This is a genomic window from Terrabacter sp. 05T424 (assembly GCF_056396225.1).
Map to the genome: position 1 here is coordinate 383,071 of NZ_JBFTLB010000007.1, position 18,096 is coordinate 401,166.

Annotated in this window: 18 protein-coding genes; 9 read left to right on the forward strand and 9 right to left on the reverse strand. The window is 72.6% G+C overall.

Going from position 1 to position 18,096, the window contains the following annotated elements:
• Nucleotides 1-6 precede the first annotated feature (6 nt).
• From AC1DE0_RS16350 to AC1DE0_RS16360, 3 genes are read left to right on the forward strand one after another with little or no spacing between them, the layout of a single operon-like run.
• Nucleotides 7-1,035 (forward strand): Gfo/Idh/MocA family protein, encoded by a 1,029-nt coding sequence (locus AC1DE0_RS16350; protein WP_478102461.1) that lies wholly within the window; start codon nt 7-9, stop codon nt 1,033-1,035.
• On the forward strand, nt 1,032-1,808 hold the full coding sequence (locus AC1DE0_RS16355) for an acylneuraminate cytidylyltransferase family protein (protein WP_478102464.1): 777 nt from the start codon (nt 1,032-1,034) through the stop codon (nt 1,806-1,808). Before AC1DE0_RS16350 ends, AC1DE0_RS16355 begins: the two co-directional genes overlap by 4 nt.
• Complete coding sequence (locus tag AC1DE0_RS16360) at nt 1,805-2,608, forward strand: SDR family oxidoreductase (RefSeq protein WP_478102467.1); 804 nt, start codon at nt 1,805-1,807, stop codon at nt 2,606-2,608. Before AC1DE0_RS16355 ends, AC1DE0_RS16360 begins: the two co-directional genes overlap by 4 nt.
• A 69-nt stretch (nt 2,609-2,677) precedes the next feature.
• On the opposite strand, the gene AC1DE0_RS16365 is transcribed toward AC1DE0_RS16360, so the two are convergent.
• Nucleotides 2,678-3,697, reverse strand: coding sequence for an LLM class F420-dependent oxidoreductase (locus AC1DE0_RS16365; RefSeq protein ID WP_478102469.1), 1,020 nt, complete (start codon nt 3,695-3,697; stop codon nt 2,678-2,680).
• A gap of 75 nt (nt 3,698-3,772) precedes the next feature.
• Here AC1DE0_RS16365 and AC1DE0_RS16370 point away from each other — a divergent pair, with 75 nt between their 5' ends.
• Both AC1DE0_RS16370 and AC1DE0_RS16375 read left to right on the forward strand, forming a co-directional pair.
• Nucleotides 3,773-4,237, forward strand: a complete 465-nt coding sequence (locus AC1DE0_RS16370; protein ID WP_478102471.1) for a CoA-binding protein — start codon at nt 3,773-3,775, stop codon at nt 4,235-4,237.
• Nucleotides 4,238-4,243: 6 nt separating this feature from the next.
• On the forward strand, nt 4,244-4,927 hold the full coding sequence (locus AC1DE0_RS16375) for an alpha/beta fold hydrolase (protein WP_478102473.1): 684 nt from the start codon (nt 4,244-4,246) through the stop codon (nt 4,925-4,927).
• A 91-nt stretch (nt 4,928-5,018) separates the two neighbouring features.
• Here AC1DE0_RS16375 and purE read toward each other — a convergent pair whose 3' ends face one another.
• From purE to AC1DE0_RS16415, 8 genes are all read right to left on the reverse strand, one after another.
• Nucleotides 5,019-5,579 (reverse strand): 5-(carboxyamino)imidazole ribonucleotide mutase, encoded by a 561-nt coding sequence (gene purE / locus AC1DE0_RS16380; RefSeq protein WP_478102475.1) that lies wholly within the window; start codon nt 5,577-5,579, stop codon nt 5,019-5,021.
• Complete coding sequence (locus tag AC1DE0_RS16385) at nt 5,576-6,781, reverse strand: 5-(carboxyamino)imidazole ribonucleotide synthase (protein ID WP_478102477.1); 1,206 nt, start codon at nt 6,779-6,781, stop codon at nt 5,576-5,578. The genes purE and AC1DE0_RS16385 overlap by 4 nt, the downstream gene beginning before the upstream one ends.
• Nucleotides 6,782-6,802: 21 nt before the next feature.
• Complete coding sequence (locus tag AC1DE0_RS16390) at nt 6,803-7,450, reverse strand: GtrA family protein (RefSeq protein WP_478102479.1); 648 nt, start codon at nt 7,448-7,450, stop codon at nt 6,803-6,805.
• 147 nt (nt 7,451-7,597) lie between these two features.
• The gene (locus AC1DE0_RS16395) at nt 7,598-8,617 is read right to left on the reverse strand and encodes a sensor histidine kinase (RefSeq protein WP_478102482.1); all 1,020 of its coding nucleotides are present in this window, start codon (nt 8,615-8,617) and stop codon (nt 7,598-7,600) included.
• An 11-nt stretch (nt 8,618-8,628) separates the two neighbouring features.
• Nucleotides 8,629-9,306, reverse strand: a complete 678-nt coding sequence (locus AC1DE0_RS16400; protein WP_188031287.1) for a response regulator transcription factor — start codon at nt 9,304-9,306, stop codon at nt 8,629-8,631.
• Between the two features lie 131 nt (nt 9,307-9,437).
• Complete coding sequence (locus tag AC1DE0_RS16405) at nt 9,438-10,283, reverse strand: enoyl-CoA hydratase-related protein (protein ID WP_478102484.1); 846 nt, start codon at nt 10,281-10,283, stop codon at nt 9,438-9,440.
• Nucleotides 10,284-10,303: 20 nt separating this feature from the next.
• Complete coding sequence (locus tag AC1DE0_RS16410) at nt 10,304-11,506, reverse strand: adenylate/guanylate cyclase domain-containing protein (RefSeq protein ID WP_478102486.1); 1,203 nt, start codon at nt 11,504-11,506, stop codon at nt 10,304-10,306.
• A gap of 7 nt (nt 11,507-11,513) precedes the next feature.
• Nucleotides 11,514-12,443 (reverse strand): biotin--[acetyl-CoA-carboxylase] ligase, encoded by a 930-nt coding sequence (locus tag AC1DE0_RS16415; RefSeq protein WP_478102490.1) that lies wholly within the window; start codon nt 12,441-12,443, stop codon nt 11,514-11,516.
• 24 nt (nt 12,444-12,467) lie between these two features.
• Between AC1DE0_RS16415 and AC1DE0_RS16420 the strand changes: the two genes are divergently transcribed.
• The 4 genes from AC1DE0_RS16420 (at nt 12,468) to AC1DE0_RS16435 (ending at nt 18,015) form a co-directional block, all read left to right on the forward strand.
• A complete protein-coding gene (locus AC1DE0_RS16420; protein WP_478102492.1) occupies nt 12,468-14,096 on the forward strand; it encodes an acyl-CoA carboxylase subunit beta in 1,629 nt (542 codons plus the stop codon).
• Nucleotides 14,093-14,353, forward strand: a complete 261-nt coding sequence (locus AC1DE0_RS16425) for an acyl-CoA carboxylase subunit epsilon (RefSeq protein WP_478102494.1) — start codon at nt 14,093-14,095, stop codon at nt 14,351-14,353. The genes AC1DE0_RS16420 and AC1DE0_RS16425 overlap by 4 nt, the downstream gene beginning before the upstream one ends.
• 104 nt (nt 14,354-14,457) lie before the next feature.
• The gene (locus tag AC1DE0_RS16430) at nt 14,458-16,248 is read left to right on the forward strand and encodes a protein kinase domain-containing protein (RefSeq protein WP_478102496.1); all 1,791 of its coding nucleotides are present in this window, start codon (nt 14,458-14,460) and stop codon (nt 16,246-16,248) included.
• Nucleotides 16,249-16,320: 72 nt separating this feature from the next.
• Nucleotides 16,321-18,015 (forward strand): DUF885 domain-containing protein, encoded by a 1,695-nt coding sequence (locus tag AC1DE0_RS16435; protein WP_478102499.1) that lies wholly within the window; start codon nt 16,321-16,323, stop codon nt 18,013-18,015.
• The last annotated feature ends 81 nt before the right edge of the window (nt 18,016-18,096 follow it).

The window sequence follows — 18,096 nt, forward strand, 5'->3', positions numbered from 1 at the left end:
CGCGTCGTGAGCGCGAGCGTCGTCGTGCGCGGGTCCGGCTCGATCGGGCAGCGGCACGCGCGCGTCTTCCGCCAGGTCGGTGCCGACGTCGCCCTCTGGCCCGTCCGCGACCGTGGCCCCGCGGGTGCCGGCACCGTCGACGAGGCGACGGGCGCGCGTCTGCTCGACGACACCACCGGCCCCGATGCCGTGCGTGGCGCCGCCCTCGTCGTCGTCGCGACCGACACGTCGCGGCACGTCACCGACGCGCTCGAGGCCCTCGACGGAGGCGCCGAGAAGGTCCTGCTCGAGAAGCCGGTCGCGCCCACGGCCGCCGAGGCGACCGCCCTGTCGGAGCACCTCCGGCACACCCTCGTCTGGGTGGCGGCCCCCCTTCGCGCCCAGGAGGGCTTCCGCCACCTCCGCCGCCTCGTGCGCCACCTCGACGGGCCCGCCTCGGCGCACGTGTGGTCGCAGTCGTGGCTGCCCGACTGGCGACCCGACCGCGACTACCGCCAGTCCTACTCCGCGCGTCCCGACGAGGGCGGCGTCCTTCGCGACCTGGTGCACGAGATCGACTACGCCGGCGTCCTCTTCGGCGCGCCGACCCTCCTCGGAGCCGCGGTCGAGACGAGCGGGCCCCTCGACATCGAGGCCGACCAGGCGGCCACCCTCCTGTGGTCGACCGACCGGTCGTTCACCGTCACGGCCCGCCTCGACTACACGACGCGCCCGACGAGCCGCGGCGTCGTCGTCCGCGCCCCCGGTGGCAGCCTCGAGTGGGACGTCGTCCGCGCGGCCGTCCGCCACACCACGCCCGAGGGCGACACCACCGAGCAGGTCTTCGACCTCGACCTCGACCGAGACATCGTCATGGGCACCCAGGCCCGGGCCGCCCTCGACCTGCTGCCGACCGCTCCGGCCGACGAGCGCGTCGCCCGCGGTGCCCCGGCCACCCTCGCCGAGGGGGTGGCGGCCCTACGCCTGTGCGACGCCGCTCGGGCCGCCGGCCACTCCCCCGGCGACGAACCCCGCCCCCCAGAGGAGCCCACGTGACCGACTCCCCCCACCGCATCCTCGCCGTCATCCCGGCACGCGGAGGCTCGAAGGGCTTGCCCGGCAAGAACATCCGGCCGATGTGGGGTCTGCCGCTCATCGTCCACAGCGTGCGCGCAGCCGCGTTGACGCCCGAGGTGACCCGCTGCATCGTCACGACCGACTCCGCCGAGATCGCGGGCATCGTGCGCGAGCACGGTGGCGAGGCTCCGTTCCTCCGGCCGGCCGAGCTCGCCGCCGACGACACCCCGATGGCTCCTGTGGTGCGGCACGCGCTCGAGTGGGCCGAGCGCGACGAGGGCACTCCGTACGACGCCGTGCTGCTCCTCGACCCGACCAGTCCCGCGCGCGTGCCGGAGCAGCTCGCCGAGGCGGCGCGGCGCCTCGCCGCGAACCCGGCCCTCGACGGCGTCATCAGCGTCTCGGAGCCGACGTTCAACCCGGTCTGGGTGGGCGTGCGGCCCGACAGTGGGCGTGGGGGCGCGCTGGGTCGCTACTTCGAGGCCGGCACCGGCGTGACCCGACGCCAGGACGTCGACCGGTTCCTGCGCATCAACGGCAACTTCTACCTCTGGCGGGCCGACCTCGTACGCCGCCTCGAGGCCTCGTGGTTCGACGAGGGCACGCACGAGGGCCTCGAGATCCCTGAGGCCCAGGCCTTCTCGATCGACGACGAGTACGAGTTCCGCCTCATCGAGGCCCTCATCGGCGCCGGGCTCATCACGCTGCCGTGGCTCGACGCCGTCACCCCCACGAAGGAGCCCGTCCGATGACGCCCGCGCTGCCCGCCCTCGCCGACCTGTCGAACCTGTCCGGGCGCACCGCCGTCGTCACCGGCGGCGCCGGCCCCCTCGGTCGGGTCCTCGCCGACGCGCTGGCCACGGCGGGCGCGCGCGTCGTCGTCGTCGACGTCGACGGGGCGGCCTGCTTCGCGACGGCGGCCGCGCTGCCCGGCTCCGGACACGTCCCGCTGGGTGCGAGCCTCCTGTCCCCCCACGGGGTCTCACACGTGGTCGAGACCGTCACCGACCTCGGCGCGTGCGACGTGCTCGTGAACAACGCGGCCTTCACCGGCACCTCCGGTGTGCCCGGCTACGCGGTGCCCTTCGAGGAGCAGACCGACGAGGCCTTCACGATGGCGCTCGCCCTCAACCTCACGGCGCCCTTCTCGCTGACCCGCCGCCTCGCGCCCCTCCTGCGCGCGACCGGTCGCGGCAGCGTCGTCAACGTGTCGAGCATCTACGGGCTCGTCGGTCCCAACATGGGCCTCTACGAGGGCACGCGCATGGGCAACCCGGCGGCATACGCGGCCAGCAAGGGAGGGCTCGCCCAGCTGACCCGCTACCTGTCGACGGTGCTCGCGCCCGAGGTGCGGGTCAACGCGTTCGCGCCGGGCGGCATCGCACGCGGCCAGGACGACGCGTTCGTGGAGCGCTACGAGCGCCTCACGCCGCTCGGCCGGATGGGCACCGAGGACGACTTCCGGGGAGTGGTCACCTGGCTCGCGTCGGACGCGTCGGCGTACGTCACCGGGCAGGTCGTCGCCGTCGACGGCGGCTGGACCGCCTGGTAGCCACCCTCCCGACCCCGGGTCGGTGTAGCTGCCGGTCACCGGTGACCGGCAGCTGCATCGAACCTAGCGTCAGTCCTTGAGCTCGGGGGCGACCTTGTCCTCGAAGAGCTCGATGCCCGAGCGGTCGTACGCCGCCTCACCGAAGTAGGTGATCGCGTACGTCATGCCGCGGGCCTTCATGTCCTTGAACATCTCGACGACCTTCTCGGGCGTGCCGACCGCGGGCTGCTTGCGGAGGCTGTCGACGTGCTCGGCGACCTTCTTCTCGGGCACTCCGCCGCGGCGGAGCAGCTCGCCGTTGAAGGCGAGGCGGTCCTCGACGTCGGCCTCGGTCTCGCCGATGACGACGTTGTAGTTGCCCGAGCGGACGATCGAGTCGAAGTCGCGGCCGAGGTCGTCGCAGTGGCCCTTGAGGATCGCGCTCTTGTGGTCGAAACCCTCCGGGGAGCCGTCGAAGTTCGTGTAGTCGGCGTACTGGGCGGCGATCTTCAGCGTCACCTTCTCGCCGCCGCCGGCGATCCACATCGGGATGCCGTTGTCGGGGCTGCCCGGGTGGCTGGTGCCCTGGAGCGGCCGCGGGGCGCAGAGCGCGCCGTCGACCTGGTAGTACTTCCCGTCGAGGGTCGCGGACCCCTTGGTCCACATGTCGCGGAAGATCTGCACGCCCTCGCGCAGCGCGCCGAGCCGGTCACCGGCCTTGGGGAAGCCGTAGCCGTAGGCGCGCCACTCGTGCTCGTACCACCCGGCGCCGATGCCCATCTCGGTGCGGCCGCCCGAGATGACATCGACGGTCGCGGCGACCTTGGCGAGGTAGGCGGGGTTGCGGTAGGTCATGCACGTGCACATCTGGCCGAGCCGCACCCGGCTCGTCGCGGCGGCGAAACCGGCCATCAGGGTCCACGCCTCGTGCGTCGCCTCGTCGGAGGGCTGCGGCACGGTGTGGAAGTGGTCGTAGATCCAGATGGACTCGAAGACGTCGCCGTCGTCGGCGTGCTTGGCGAGGTTGACCATGGCCTCCCACTGCTGCGCCGGCTCGATGCCGACGAGATCCATGCGCCAACCCTGGGGGACGAACATTCCAAATCGCATCCGACCATCCAACCACGCCCTGCTGGACTGCCTCTGGACGCGATCGCGCAAGGCCTGCGTGTGAGGATGGGTGCCATGAGCCAGCACCACAACGACCCAAATGTCATCCGTGACCTGCTGCACACGCCGGCGGCCTGGGCCGTCGTCGGTCTCGGTGACAACCCCGACCGCACCGCCTACCGGGTCTCGCTGTGGCTCCAGCGCGAGCTCGGCATCCGGCTCGTGCCGGTGCATCCGACCGCCGCGACGGTGCACGGCTGCCAGGGCTACAAGTCCCTCGCCGACGTCCCCGACGGCACCGTGGTCAAGGTCGTCGACTGCTTCGTCAACAGCGAGCGCGTGGGCGCCGTCGTCGACGAGGCGATCTCCGAGAGCGCGCGGCTCGGCATCGAGGCGCTGTGGCTCCAGCTCGGGGTCATCGACGAGGCCGCCGCCGATCGTGCGGAGGAGGCCGGCCTCTCGGTCGTCATGGACACCTGCCCGAAGATCGAGTACCCCCGCATCCAGCCGGGTGACGGCGCGTCCGCCGTCACCGACTGACCCTCGGTGGGCGGTCTGCTCCTGCACGAACGCCACTGGGGCGAGCCCGGCTCCCGGCCCGCGGTGGTCCTCGTCCACGCCACCGGCGAGACGGGCGCCGACTGGGCCCAGGTCGCGCCGGCGCTGGCGACGAACCGCCTCGTCGTGGCCGTCGACCTGCGCGGGCACGGCGACAGCCCGTGGCCCGGCAGCTACGCTCTGACCGAGCTCGCCGACGACCTGGCAAGCACCGTCGAGAGGCTCGTGGCTGCCGACCCGGCGGGCCGTCCCGTCGACGTCGTGGCCCACTCGCTCGGCGGCCTGGTCGCCTGTCTGGTGTCCAGCGGCCGACCCGAGCTCGTCCGCCGCCTCGTGCTCGAGGACGTGCCGGTGCCCCACCCGCGCGAGCCCCGACCGCCCACCCGCCCTGAGGGCGAGCTCACCTTCGACTGGGAAGCGGTGACACGGGTGCGGGCCCAGATCGATGACCCGGACCCGGCCTGGGCCGGCGTCGTCGCAGGCATCACCGCGCGCACCCTCGTCGTCTGGGGTGGCCCAGCCAGCCCGATGCCAGCGGAGCACGTTCAGGAGATGGCCGACTCCGTCGCGGACGGTCGGCTGACCCGCATCGACGCCGGGCACCTCGTGCACGCCACCGAGCCGCAGTCGTTCACCGCGGTCGTGCGCGACTTCCTCGACGCGCCCGACTGAGCAGGTCGCGTACGCGGGAAGCCCGGTTCTACGTCGCCGCCGGGTCGCCGCCTGGTCGCTGCCGGTCAGTCGGCTCAGCCGTGCCGTCCGGTCAGTCGGACTGACCGCGCCCGACCTGTTCGCGCAGGGCGGCGCCCTTCGCGTGCGCCTGGTCGCGCAGGTCGGACTGGAACTCGACCATCCGCTCACGCACGTCTGCGGCGAGCTCGTCGGATCCCGTGCCCACGATCCGCGCAGCGAGCAGCCCCGCGTTCCTCGCCCCACCGATCGACACGGTCGCCACCGGCACGCCTGCAGGCATCTGGACGATGGAGAGCAGTGAGTCCATCCCGTCGAGGTACTTCAGCGGCACCGGCACGCCCACGACCGGCAAGGGCGTCACCGACGCGAGCATGCCGGGCAGGTGGGCGGCTCCACCGGCCCCGGCGATGACGACGCGCAGGCCTCGGGCGGCGGCGCCCTGGCCGTAGGCGATCATCTCGTCGGGCATCCGGTGCGCCGAGACGACGTCTGCCTCGTAGGGGATGCCGAACTCCTCGAGCGCCTGGGCGGCCTCGCGCATGACGGGCCAGTCGCTGTCGCTGCCCATGACGATGCCGACGACGGGCGCGGCGCCCTCGTTGGAGGGCGGGGTCGCTGCGGTCGCGCTCATTCGGTGATCACTCCTCGGAGGTAGTCGGCGGCGTGGCCGGCGCGGTCGCGCGCGTCGGCGAGGTCGCTCGAGCTGACGTTGACGTGTCCGATCTTGCGGCCGGGGCGCACCCCCTTGCCGTAGACGTGCACCTTGGCGCCGGGGTCGCGGGCCATGATGTGGCGGTAGGCGGAGTAGAGCTCCTCGTGCTCGGGCAGGTCGCCGCCGAGCACGTTGGCCATGACGGTCCACGGAGCGCGGGCCCGCGGGTCGCCGAGCGGCAGGTCGAGCACGGCCCGCAGGTGCTGCTCGAACTGCCCGGTGACGGCGCCGTCCATGGACCAGTGACCGCTGTTGTGCGGGCGCATCGCGAGCTCGTTGACGACGTATGCCGCCTCCCCGCCCTTCCCGGGACGCAGCTCGAACATCTCGACGGCGAGCACCCCGGTAACGCCGAGCTCGCCGGCGATGCGCAGCGCGGCCTCGGTGGCGACCGACGCGAGGTCGGGGTCGAGGGTCGGGGCCGGGGCGAGCACCTCGGTGCAGATGCCGTCGGTCTGCACGGTCTCGACGACGGGCCATGCCGCGGCCTGGCCCGACGGGCTGCGCGCGATGAGCACGGCGAGCTCGCGGACGAAGTCGACCTTCTCCTCGAGGAGGAGCCCGTCGGCGAGCGGTCCCGGCTTACCGACGCGGGCGAGCCAGTCGGCGAGGTCGTCGGCCGACGACGCGACGGCCACGCCCTTGCCGTCATAGCCCCCGCGGGGGGTCTTGGCGATGACCGGCCAGCCGACCTCGTCACCGAAGGCGGTGACCTCGTCGGCGGTGGTGGCGCGGGCCCACCGCGGGCACGCGATGCCCATGGCGCTCAGGCGCTCACGCATGGCCAGCTTGTCCTGGGCGAAGCGCAGCGCGGCGCGCGTGGGGTGGATGGCGACGCCGTCGGCCTCCAGCGCCTCGAGCACGTCCGGCGGCACGTGCTCGTGGTCGAAGGTGACGACGTCGCAGTGCTCCGCGAACGCCCGCACCACGTCGAGGTCGGTGTGCTCGCCGACCGGCGAGCTCGGCACGACGAGGGCAGCCGCGGCCATGTCGCTCTCGGCGAGCACCGAGAGCTGGAGGCCGAGCTCGACCGCCGGGCCCTGCATCATGCGGGCGAGCTGGCCGCCGCCGACCACGCCGACGACGGGAAATCCTCCGGGGGCGCGCTTCGGCTGGCTCACGTCGCCCAAGCGTAGTGGGCCTCAGGCGAGCCGGTCGGGGCGGCCCGTCCCGGACCCCGCGGCCTGCTCGGCGCCCAGCCCGGCGTCGGCGGTCTCGTCGTGGAGCACCGCCTCGGCATGGCTCGGGTCGGCGAGGTCGGGGTGGTGGCTGCGCACCGCGGCGAAGGTCCAGATCTTGTTGAGCACGAAGGAGATCGGCGTGACGACGGCGATGACGATGAGCYGGGCCCAGTAGAGGCGCGTGCGGAAGCCGGTCGAGTCGTCGAACACCGACGTCGGCAGGTGCAGGGGCGAGCTGAGGTGCATGAGCATCGTCAGCAGGAGCAGGCCCACCACCTGGCCCAGGAGCCCGACGACGAGGAAGGGCCAGTACTCGTGCCACCAGCGGGCATGCGCGGAGGTGCGAAAGGTCCACGTGCGGTTGAGCTGGAAGTTCCAGAGGTTGGCGACGACGAAGGCGATGGTCGAGTAGACGTGGTACCAGCGCACGTTGTAGTCGCTGCCGGGAAGTCCGACGATGGCCTGGTTGAACCCGGGTCCGAGCTTCTTGACCACGATGAGCGTCAGCAGGTTGACGAGCACGCCGGAGGCGCCCACGACCCCGAACCGGAGCAGCAGCACCCAGTTGTGGCGGTGGCGCACGAACAGGAACTCATGCAGGCGCCTCACGCGGGAACCCTACCCCGCTCGACCGGGCGTTCCTGGCGCCTTCAACCGGTCTCGTCGGCCCGGTCTCGTCGGCCCGGTCCGGTCAGCCGGTCCCGTCAGCCGGTCCGGTCAGCCGGTCCGGTCAGCCGGTCCGGTCAAGCGGACGCGTCAGTCGGTCTCGGCCTCGGAGAGGAACAGCGCGAAACGGGCCGGCTGGGCCTGGACGAGGTCGAGGCGTCCGCCGTTGGACTCGGCGAGGTCACGCGCGAGGGCGAGGCCCAGACCCGTGCTGCCCCCCGCCCCACTGCTCACCGAGCGCTCGAAGATGTGCGGCGCCATCGCGGCCGGCACGCCGTCGCCCTGGTCGCTGACCTCGACGATGACCGAGGGGCCGGACCGGCGCGCGTGCACGTCGACGGTGCCGCGCCCGTGGACGAGGGAGTTCTCGAGCAGCGTCGAGAGCACCTGCGAGAGCGCGACCGGGGTCGAGCGCACGAAGAGGCCACGCTCGCCGCGGACGCGCACGGAGCGCCGCGCCTGCTCGAACGCGGGCTGCCACTCGCGCTGCAGGGCGGCGATGACCGAGTCGAGCGACACCGCCGGCGAGGGCCCACCGGCGCCGCGGGTGCGCCCGAGCAGGTCGTCGACGACGCGGGTGAGCCGCTCGACCTGCGCGATGGCGATGTTGGCCTCCTCCTTGACGACGTCGGCGTCGTCGGTCTCGGAGATCTCCTCGAGCCGCATGAGCAGCGCCGTGAGCGGGGTGCGGAGCTGGTGTGAGGCGTCGGCGGCGAAGTCGCGCTCGGCCGCGAGCGACTTCGTCATGTCGTGGGCGCGGCGCGTCATGACGCCCGACACGTGCTCGATCTCGTCGATCTCGGAGTGCACGGGGGTCAGGCGCGCTTCGCCGGCAGCAAAGCGGGTGGCCAGCTCGACGAGCTCCTTGGACGAGCGCTCCACGCGGGTGCGGGTGCCGAGGGTCACGAGGTATGCCGTCACGCCGCCGATCGCGCCCACCACCAGCATGGCCGTGCCGAAGCGGGCGACGCCCGCGGACGGGTCGGCCGCCAGCCAGTCGGTCATGACCTCGCGACGGGTCGCCAGGACGAAGGCGACGACGGCGGTGGCCAGCAGCACGCAGGCGCCGGCGCACACCGCCGCCACGACGAGTGCCATCCGGTCGAGCATGCGCCTCACGGTCAGTCGGCCTGAGGTCGCTCGAAACGGAAGCCGACGCCACGGACGGTGGCGATGTACTGCGGTGAGGTGGCGTCGTCGCCGAGCTTCCGGCGCAGCACCGAGATGTGCATGTCGAGAGTCTTGGTCGACCCGAACCACGCGGTGTCCCAGATCTCGCGCATCAGCTGCTCGCGCGAGACGACCTTGCCCTGCTCGCGCACGAGGACGCGGAGCAGGTCGAACTCCTTGGCCGTCAGCTGCAGCTCCTCGCCCTTGAACCAGGCGCGCCTGCCGTCGGAGTCGATGCGGACCAGCTCGCCGGAGGCAACGACCTCGGTGGGCGTGCGACGCAGGAGCGCCCGCACCCGGGCGAGCAGCTCGGCGAGCCGGAACGGCTTGGTGACGTAGTCGTCGGCGCCGGCGTCGAGCCCGACGACGGTGTCGACCTCGTCGGCGCGTGCGGTGAGGATGAGCACCGGGATGGTGCGACCCTCGGCACGGATGCGGCGGCACACCTCGAGGCCGTCGATCTTCGGCAGGCCGAGGTCAAGCAGCACCAGGTCAGGGTTCTCCTTGGCGCCGTCGAGGGCAGCCGCGCCGTCCTCGCGTACGTCGACGTCGTAGCCCTCGCGCCGCAGCGCGCGCGCCAGCGGCTCGGAGATGGCTGGATCGTCCTCCGCCAGGAGCACTCGGGTCATGTCACGTCCTCAGGATCTGCCGGCGAGGGGGCGCACCGACCGACGTGAGCCTATCGACATCCGCCCGGTTTGCACCCCGAGCCGCCCGCGACACGGAAACGGTTGCGACACGGCGGCGATTCGTGCGGCGCTCACCGTCCCGGCCAGACGGGCCGGCGCTTCTCCGCGAAGGCCGCCACACCCTCGCGTCGGTCACCGGAGAAGGCGGTCGCCCGCCAGCAGCCGTCCTCGATCTCGAGCCCGGCCGCCAGGTCGACGTCGGCACCGAGACGCATCGCCCGCTTGGCGTTGCGCAGCCCGACGGGCGAGTTCGCCGCGATGGCGCGGGCGATCTCGAGCGCACGCTCGCGTGCCGTGCCGGCAGGCACCACCTCGTCGACGGCGCCAAGGTCGAGCGCCTCACGAGCCTGGAGCCGGGCGGCCGTGAAGATCGCGCGGGCGGCGCGGGACCACCCGACCCGGCGCACGAGCAGCTGCGTGCCGCCGCCGCCGGGGATGACGCCGACGCTGACCTCGGGCAGGCCGACGAGGGCGGCGTCGCCGGCCACGACGATGTCGCACGAGAGGGCCAGCTCGAAGCCACCCCCGAGGGCGAACCCGTCGACGGCCGCGATCGCGGGCACCGGCAGGTCGAGCACGCCACCGTATGCCGCCCGCGCGACGGGGCGCTGCTCCATGAGGTCCGCGTCGGTGAAGGAGTTGCGCTCCTTCAGGTCCGCGCCGACGCAGAACGCCTTGGCGTGGCTCGAGGTGAGCACCACGCAGCGCACCGACTCGTCGGCGGCGACCTCTGCTGTGGCTGCTGCGATGGCCCTCGCCATGGCCGTCGAGACGGCGTTCATGGCCTCGGGCCGGTCGAGCACGATCTCTGCCACGTGAGCGAGCTCCGGATCGTCGAAGCGCTCCACCCGCACGAGGGCGGCGTCACCCGTCGCGTCGGTGAGGGGGGTGTCTGTGGCAGGTGGCGTTGACGGCATACGTCGGTCTCCTTCGAAGGTCACGCGTCGCTGCGTGACCCGGTTCGGTGGCTGGGGTCGGGGACGGAGGCGTTGGTGGCCTGCCGACGACCGGTGGCGGCGGCACGGCGCAGCACCGACGGGGTCACGGGCCCGACACCGCGCAGGATGCGCCGGCGCTGGCCGGTCAGCTCGAAGCCCGAGAGGCTGGCGAGCTCGCGGGCCATCGTCGCGTCGACGAGGACGGTGCCCGCCTGCGCGACGGCGGTGAGGCGGGAGGCCCGGTTGACGGTCGTGCCGAAGACGTCGCCGAGCCTGGAGATGATCGGTCCGCGCGCCATGCCGCAGCGCACGGCCGGCAGCACGTCGTCCTGGGTCATCGTGTCGACGAGGTCGAGGGCGATGGCCGCCGCCGGCGCGGCGCCCATCGTCGTGAAGAGCACCTCGTCACCCACGGTCTTGATGAGACGGCCGCCGTGGGCGGTGATGACGTCGGCCGACAGTGCCTCGAACCGTGACACGAGCCGGGCGAGGTCGCGCTCGGACAGCCGCCGCACGAGGGCGGTGAAGCTGACGAGGTCGGCGAACCCGACCGAGCGCATCTTCGTCATGCCGTACGACTCGGGGTCGGCGTCGGCCAGCATGCGAGCCACGGTCGCCGACAGGTGCCGTCGCCACGCGTAGACGAGGAGCGGCTCCAGGCGGTCGGTCAGCTCGGCGAGCCGCCGGGCCGTCTCGGTGGCGGTCTCGACGGTCGGCACCGACCGCGTCTCGTGCTCGTCGTCGTCCTCGTGGGCCATCGCGGCCGACATGTGCTCCTCGACCGCCTCGGCGATGAGCTGCGACTGCCAGCCGGCCAGTCGGTCGGACGACCGCGCGAAGGCCCGCGTCATCGCGAGCGCGACCTGCTCGTCGAGCAGCCCGTCGCGCACGATGCCGGCGACGGCGGCCAGCGCCTTCTGGTCGGCCGCCGTGAACAGCTGGTCGTCCGTGTCGACGACGGGAAAGCCGAGCGCGTGCCAGAACTTGCGGGCCGAGAGCAGCGAGACCTCGGCCCCGCGGCTCACGTCGCGTCGCCGCAGCTCGAGCGGGCGGCCGAGCAGGGCCTCCGTGTAGTCCTCGCTGGCCCGCGCTGCGGGCTCGGCGGCCGGCGCGGCGGCCGGCGGGGTGGCCCGCGTGCTGCCGCGGCCACTGCCGGGGTCGGCGCCGGGGTCTGTGCCCGGTTCGGTGCCCGGCTCGGTCATGGCCCGATCATGCCAGCCCGTCCTCCGCGGGTCGGACGTGGACGACGTCACCGGCCGCGAACGTCCGGGTGCCGCCGTCGGTGCGCACGACGAGCGCTCCGTCCTCGTCGACACCGACGGCCGTGCCGACGACCGCGTCACCCGTCGGGAGGTGCACGCGCACGGCCCTCCCGATCGTCGAGCACGCCTCGCGGTAGGCCGTCCTCACTGCTGCCGCGTCGGGACCCGGTGAGCCACCCGCTGTCGCACCCGGGCTGCCGCGGAAATGCGTGATCCCGGCCTCGGCGAGGACGTCGGCGAGGTGGTCGAGGTAGGCGACGAGCAGGTCCTCGCGACGCACCTGCACACCGGCCAGCGCCAGCGAGGTCGCGGTGTCGACCGGCAGCTCGTCGCGGGTCTGGTCGATGTTGACGCCGGTGCCGACCACCACCGCCTGCCCTGCGCCCACCGTGACGAGCTCGCAGAGGATGCCGCTCAGCTTGCGGTCACCGTCCTCGGCGACGAGCACGTCGTTGGGCCACTTGAGCCGGGGCGTGACGTCACGACCGGCGCCGCGCGACACGACGCCGACGGCCCGCGCCAGGGCGAGCCCGGCGAGCAGCGGCAGCCACCCGGCCTGGGCCGGGTCCGCGACCGGGACGGCGACACTGACGGCGAGCGAGGCACGGTCGGGCACCGTCCAGGCCCGGCCCAGCCGACCTCGTCCCCCGGTCTGGTGGTCGGTGGCCACCACCCACCAGAGCGCGTCCTCCCCCGGCGTGGGCGGGCCGGCATACGCCCCCGTGGGCCCGGGAGTCCCCTTCCGTCGGGCTGTCAGCAGCTCGCGCAGGCGAGTGTTCGTCGAGCCGAGGGCGGGGTGGAACTCCACTCCGCGCCACGGGCGCCCGGACGTGACCAAGGCCGCACTGACAGAGTCCGAGTCCAGCGAATCGCGCACGTCTCCAAGGCTAGGCTGCGCAGCATGGCAAGCGAACACGCCGTGGCGGAGCAGCCCACCAGCACGTCCGACGGTCCCGATCTGACCACGACCGCCGGCAAGCTGGCCGACCTCAAGAGGCGGGTCGCCGAGGTGGCCCACGCCGGCTCTGACCGCGCCGTCGAGAAGCAGCACGCCCGCGGCAAGAAGACGGCCCGTGAGCGCATCGCGATGCTGCTCGACGAGGGCACCTTCATCGAGATGGACAAGTACGCCCGACACCGCAGCAACAACTTCGGCCAGGAGAAGAACCGGCCCTACGGCGACGGTGTCGTCACCGGCTACGGCCTCGTCGACGGCCGGCAGGTCGCCGTCTTCGCGCAGGACTTCACCGTGTTCGGCGGCTCCCTCGGCGAGGTCTTCGGCGAGAAGATCGTCAAGGTCATGGACTTCGCCATGAAGATCGGCTGCCCCGTCATCGGCCTCAACGACTCCGGAGGCGCCCGCATCCAGGAGGGCGTCGTCTCCCTCGGCCTCTACGGCGAGATCTTCCACCGCAACGTCCGCGCCTCCGGCGTCGTGCCGCAGATCAGCCTCGTCATGGGCCCGTGCGCCGGTGGGGCCGTCTACTCCCCCGCGATCACCGACTTCACTGTCATGGTCGACCAGACGTCGCACATGTTCATCACCGGCCCCGACGTCATCAAGACCGTCACCGGTGAGGACGTCGGCTTCGAGGAGCTCGGCGGTGCCCTGACCCACAACAGCAAGTCCGGCGTCGCGCACTACATGGGCACCGACGAGCAGGACGCCATCGACTACGTCAAGGCGCTGCTGTCCTACCTGCCGAGCAACAACATGGACCAGCCCCCGGCCTACGACGTCGACGGCGACCTCACCGTCACCGACGACGACCGCTGGCTCGACACGTGCATCCCGGACTCCCCCAACGTCCCGTACGACATGAAGCAGGTCATCGAGCACGTCGTCGACGACGGTGACTTCCTGGAGGTCCAGCCGCTCTTCGCGCCGAACATCCTCACCGGCTTCGCCCGCATCGACGGCATGTCGGTCGGCATCGTCGCCAACCAGCCGCTGCAGTTCGCCGGCTGCCTCGACATCGACGCCTCCGAGAAGGCCGCCCGGTTCGTGCGCACCTGCGACTGCTTCAACGTGCCCGTGCTGACCTTCGTCGACGTGCCCGGCTTCCTGCCCGGCACCAGCCAGGAGTGGGACGGCATCATCCGCCGCGGCGCCAAGCTCATCTACGCGTACGCCGAGGCCACCGTCCCGAAGATCACCGTGATCACCCGCAAGGCCTACGGCGGCGCCTACGACGTCATGGGCTCCAAGCACCTCGGCGCCGACATCAACCTCGCCTGGCCCACCGGGCAGATCGCCGTCATGGGCGCCCAGGGCGCCGTCAACATCCTCTACCGCAAGGAGCTCGCCGCCACCGCGGCCGAGGGCGGCGACGTCGAGGCCCAGCGCGCCGACTTCGTCGCGCACTACGAGGAGACGCTCGCCAACCCCTACATCGCGGCCGAGCGCGGCTACATCGACACCGTGATCAGCCCCTCCAACACCCGGATGAACGTCACCCGCGCGCTGCGGGCGCTGCAGAACAAGCGCGAGACCCTGCCGCCCAAGAAGCACGGGAACATCCCGCTGTGAGCGCCGAGACCGCTATCGACGTCGAGAACGCTGTGGGGAACCACACGTCGGCGGCAGCACCCGCCGCCACGATCCGGGTGAACGGGAACGCGACCCCAGAGGAGATCGCTGCCCTCGTCGCCGTGCTGTCCGCGCTCGGCGACGGGGCGGAGCCGCCTGCCCCACACAGCCGTTCCGCCTGGTCGGACCCCTCGTGGCGCCTCGTGGGTCCCTCGCGGGCCCACGGCGGCTGGCGCTCCAGCGGCCTGCCCCGCTGACCTGCACGGGCGGGCCGACAGCGCCATCGGCCCGCCGCTGCGCGCCCCAGGTGACCCAGTTCCGGTTGGGCGATCAGGGGCCCGCACCCTTAGGCTGTTTGCCCATGTCCGTCGACTCCTCCGCAGCCGTCCGCCTGGCCCAGCGCTACACGCTGCGCGAGCGCATCGCCGTCGGCGGGATGGGAGAGGTCCACCTCGCCACCGACGACCGGCTCGGTCGAGTCGTGGCGGTGAAGGTGCTCGCGCCCGCCGTCGCCCACTACCCGGACTCCGTCGAGCGGTTCCGCCGCGAGGCCACCACGGCCGCGGCGCTCTCGCACCCGAACATCGCCCAGGTCTACGACTACGGGGTCGACGGCTCCTCGCACTTCATCGTCATGGAGCACGTCGACGGCTCCGACCTCTCCCGCCTGCTGCGCCAGGTCGGGCGGCTCACGCCCAGCGACGCGGTGCGCATCGCCGAGCAGGTCTGCTCGGCCCTCGCCGCCGCGCACCGGGCCGGCGTGGTCCACCGCGACATCAAGCCCGGCAACGTCATCGTGCGGCCCGACGGCACGGTCAAGGTCACCGACTTCGGCATCGCCCAGGCGCTCGGCCAAGCCTCGCTCACCGACACCGGCACCGTCATGGGCACCGCCGCGTACGTCTCTCCCGAGCAGGCGAGGGGGCAGGCCACGAGCCCGGCCACCGACATCTACTCGCTCGGCATCCTCCTGTTCCAGATGCTGACCGGGTCGGTCCCCTTCGATGGCGACACCCCGGTCGCGATCGCGATGCGCCACCTCGACGAGCCGGTCCCGCTGCCGAGCTCCCGGGTGCACGACCTGCCGGCCAACCTCGACGACGTCGTCGTACGGGCCACCGCGAAGGTGCCTTCCGAGCGCTACGCCGACGCCGACGCCATGGCGATGGCCCTCGCCCGCCGCGAGTCCGGCGCCGATGCCGCGACCCGGGCCCTCCCGGCCGGCGAGGCGACGTCCGTACTTGCGGTCGGCGCCCACACGGCGAGGATGCCCGCGCTCGGCGTCCCGGCAGCTCCCCTCGCAGCGGCCGGCGCGTCCGCCACCTCGTCCGTCGACACGACCCTCGCCACGGGCGCCGCCGGCGACCCCGCACCGACCGGTCTGCTGCCCACCGGGGAGCAGGCGTCCGTCGACACCAGGACGGAGCCCCGGCGGTCCCGTCACCAGCGTGGCCGACGCGGCCCCGGCGTCCTGGTCTGGGTGCTCGTCGCGGTCGTCGTCGCCCTTGTGGCCACCCTCGGCTTCGTCCTGCTCTCCGGCTCTGGCACCGACGCCGCAGGCACCACGCCTCCGAAGCCCAAGCCGTCCGCCAGCACCACCGCGGCCCCCTCGCCCACCTCCACCGACCCCCAGCCGAGCGTCGGCGGCACCGTCCCGACCGGCCTGGTCGGCGCGCAGCGGGGCGCGGCGGTCGACGCCATCATCAAGTCCGGCTTCAACGTGCGCTGGGTGCTCGTGCGCTCGACGAAGCCCGAGGACGCCGTCCTGGGCACCTTCCCGGCCGAGGGCCAGTCGCTGGGCAAGGGATCGACCGTCGCCCTCGTCGTCAGCCGCGGCCACGCCCCCGCCGACAGCAACACCTCCTTCGTCGTGCCCGGCGACCTCGTCGGCACCGACGTGAAGCAGGCCACGGCACGGCTCGAGCCGGACGTCCGCGTGACGCGCGTGACCGTGCCCGGTGACGGCAAGGACCAGCTCGTCGGCACGTGGCCCAGCGCGGGCCAGCCCACGGCCGACGGAGTCGTCGTGCTCGTCGTCTCCGGCGGGAACGACGGCGGCACCGCTGCGGCCACGAGTACCGCCACTGGTGCCGGCACCGGCAAGGCCAAGGGCAACGACAAGGCGAAGGCCAAGGGCAACGGCCACGACTGACCACGGTCAGCCACCGGGCGCCCCGCCGTCAATGCACTGGCACGCGTCGCCACGCTCTAATACGTTCGCCGGGTGACTGCCAACACCCAGACAGCGCGACCCCGGACCGACGTGGACCGCATCGCGGAGACCTACTTCGACGCCGCCGTCGCCCTCAGCCCCATCAACGCGACCTTCCTCGGGGTCCCGGGCGCCGAGGAGGACCTCGACGACCTCTCCCCCGCCGGCAACGCGGCCGCCTCGCAGCTGCGCCGGGCCACCCTCGCCGAGCTCGGCGACGCGACGCCCGCCGACGACGTCGACCGGGTCACCGTCGACGCCATGACCGAGCGACTCCAGCTCTCCGAGGACCGGTATGCCGCCGGGCTCGACGAGATGTCGCTCAACGTCCTCGCGTCGCCCCTCCAGGCGGTGCGCGACGTCTTCGACCTCATGCCGCAGGACACCGAGGACAACTGGAGCACCTTCGCGGCCCGCATGGCCAAGATCCCGGCCGCCCTCGAGGGCTACAAGGAGTCCCTGCTCGTCGCGCGCGAGCGCGGCCAGGTGTCGCCGCGCCGGCAGGTCGAGGCGTGTGCCGAGCAGTCGCGCGACCTCGTGGCCGACGACGGCTACTTCGCGAAGATCGTCGCCGACGCCACGGTCGGAGACGCCCCGCTCGACGGCGAGGTCAAGACCCGGCTGGCCGACGCCGCAGCGGCGGCCGCGGCGGCATACGGCGAGATGGCCGACTGGCTGGAGCGGGAGCTGCTGCCCCACGCCCCCGACGCCGACGCCTGCGGCATCGACCGCTACCGCCTCGAGTCGCGCTACTTCCTCGGCGCCGCCGTCGACCTCGAGGAGACCTACCGCTGGGGCCAGCAGGAGGTGGCGAGCCTCAACGCGCAGATGACCGAGATCGCCGAGGGGCTCGAGTCGGGCGCCAGCGTGCAGCGCGGCGTCGAGATTCTCGACGCCGACGAGAAGTACCAGCTGCACGGCACCGACGCCCTCAAGGCATGGATGCAGGAGCGCGCCGACGAGGTGATCGAGAACCTCAAGGACGTCCACTTCGACATCCCCGGCCCGGTCGAGACCATCGAGTGCATGATCGCCCCGACCCAGACCGGCGGCATCTACTACACCGGCCCGAGCGACGACTTCAGCCGCCCGGGGCGGATGTGGTGGTCGGTGCCCAAGGGCAACACCGAGTTCCGCACCTGGAACGAGCTGACGACCGTCTACCACGAGGGCGTCCCGGGCCACCACCTGCAGGTGGCGCAGACCGTCTACCGCTCTGCCCTGCTAAACAAGTGGCGTCGCCTCGAGGCCTGGACCTCCGGCCACGGCGAGGGTTGGGCCCTCTACGCCGAGCGCCTGATGGCCGAGCTCGGCTACATGGACGACCCGGGCAACCGCATGGGTTGGCTTGCAGGACAGTCACTTCGGGCCGCCCGCGTCGTCATCGACATCGGCGTGCACTGCGGGTTCGACGCCCCCGACGAGGTCGGCGGCGGAGCCTGGGACTACGACAAGGCGTGGACCTACCTGACCCGCTACGGCTTCATGGACGAGAAGATCCTCCGGTTCGAGCTCAACCGCTACCTCGGGTGGCCGGGCCAGGCCCCGAGCTACAAGATCGGCGAGCGCCTGTGGCTGCAGCTACGCGACGAGGTGCGTGAGCGCGAGGGCGACGCCTTCGACCTCAAGGCCTTCCACCGCCGGGCCCTGGACATCGGCGGTGTCGGCCTCGACACGCTGCGCGCCGCGGTGCTCCAGGAGATCTGACCCGGGCGCACCGTCACCGGCACACCGGAAGGCCCCCGACCACCACGGTCGGGGGCCTTCCTGCTCCCCACAGATGGGTAC

Bases quoted from the DNA above. Each gene is read 5' to 3' on its own strand.
- AC1DE0_RS16360 (WP_478102467.1), top strand. From the start codon at position 1,805: ATGACGCCCGCGCTGCCCGCCCTCGCCGACCTGTCGAACCTGTCCGGG.
- AC1DE0_RS16365 (WP_478102469.1), bottom strand. From the start codon at position 3,697: ATGCGATTTGGAATGTTCGTCCCCCAGGGTTGGCGCATGGATCTCGTC.
- AC1DE0_RS16370 (WP_478102471.1), top strand. From the start codon at position 3,773: ATGAGCCAGCACCACAACGACCCAAATGTCATCCGTGACCTGCTGCAC.
- purE (WP_478102475.1), bottom strand. From the start codon at position 5,579: ATGAGCGCGACCGCAGCGACCCCGCCCTCCAACGAGGGCGCCGCGCCC.
- AC1DE0_RS16395 (WP_478102482.1), bottom strand. From the start codon at position 8,617: ATGCTCGACCGGATGGCACTCGTCGTGGCGGCGGTGTGCGCCGGCGCC.
- AC1DE0_RS16400 (WP_188031287.1), bottom strand. From the start codon at position 9,306: ATGACCCGAGTGCTCCTGGCGGAGGACGATCCAGCCATCTCCGAGCCG.
- AC1DE0_RS16405 (WP_478102484.1), bottom strand. From the start codon at position 10,283: ATGCCGTCAACGCCACCTGCCACAGACACCCCCCTCACCGACGCGACG.
- AC1DE0_RS16410 (WP_478102486.1), bottom strand. From the start codon at position 11,506: ATGACCGAGCCGGGCACCGAACCGGGCACAGACCCCGGCGCCGACCCC.
- AC1DE0_RS16420 (WP_478102492.1), top strand. From the start codon at position 12,468: ATGGCAAGCGAACACGCCGTGGCGGAGCAGCCCACCAGCACGTCCGAC.
- AC1DE0_RS16430 (WP_478102496.1), top strand. From the start codon at position 14,458: ATGTCCGTCGACTCCTCCGCAGCCGTCCGCCTGGCCCAGCGCTACACG.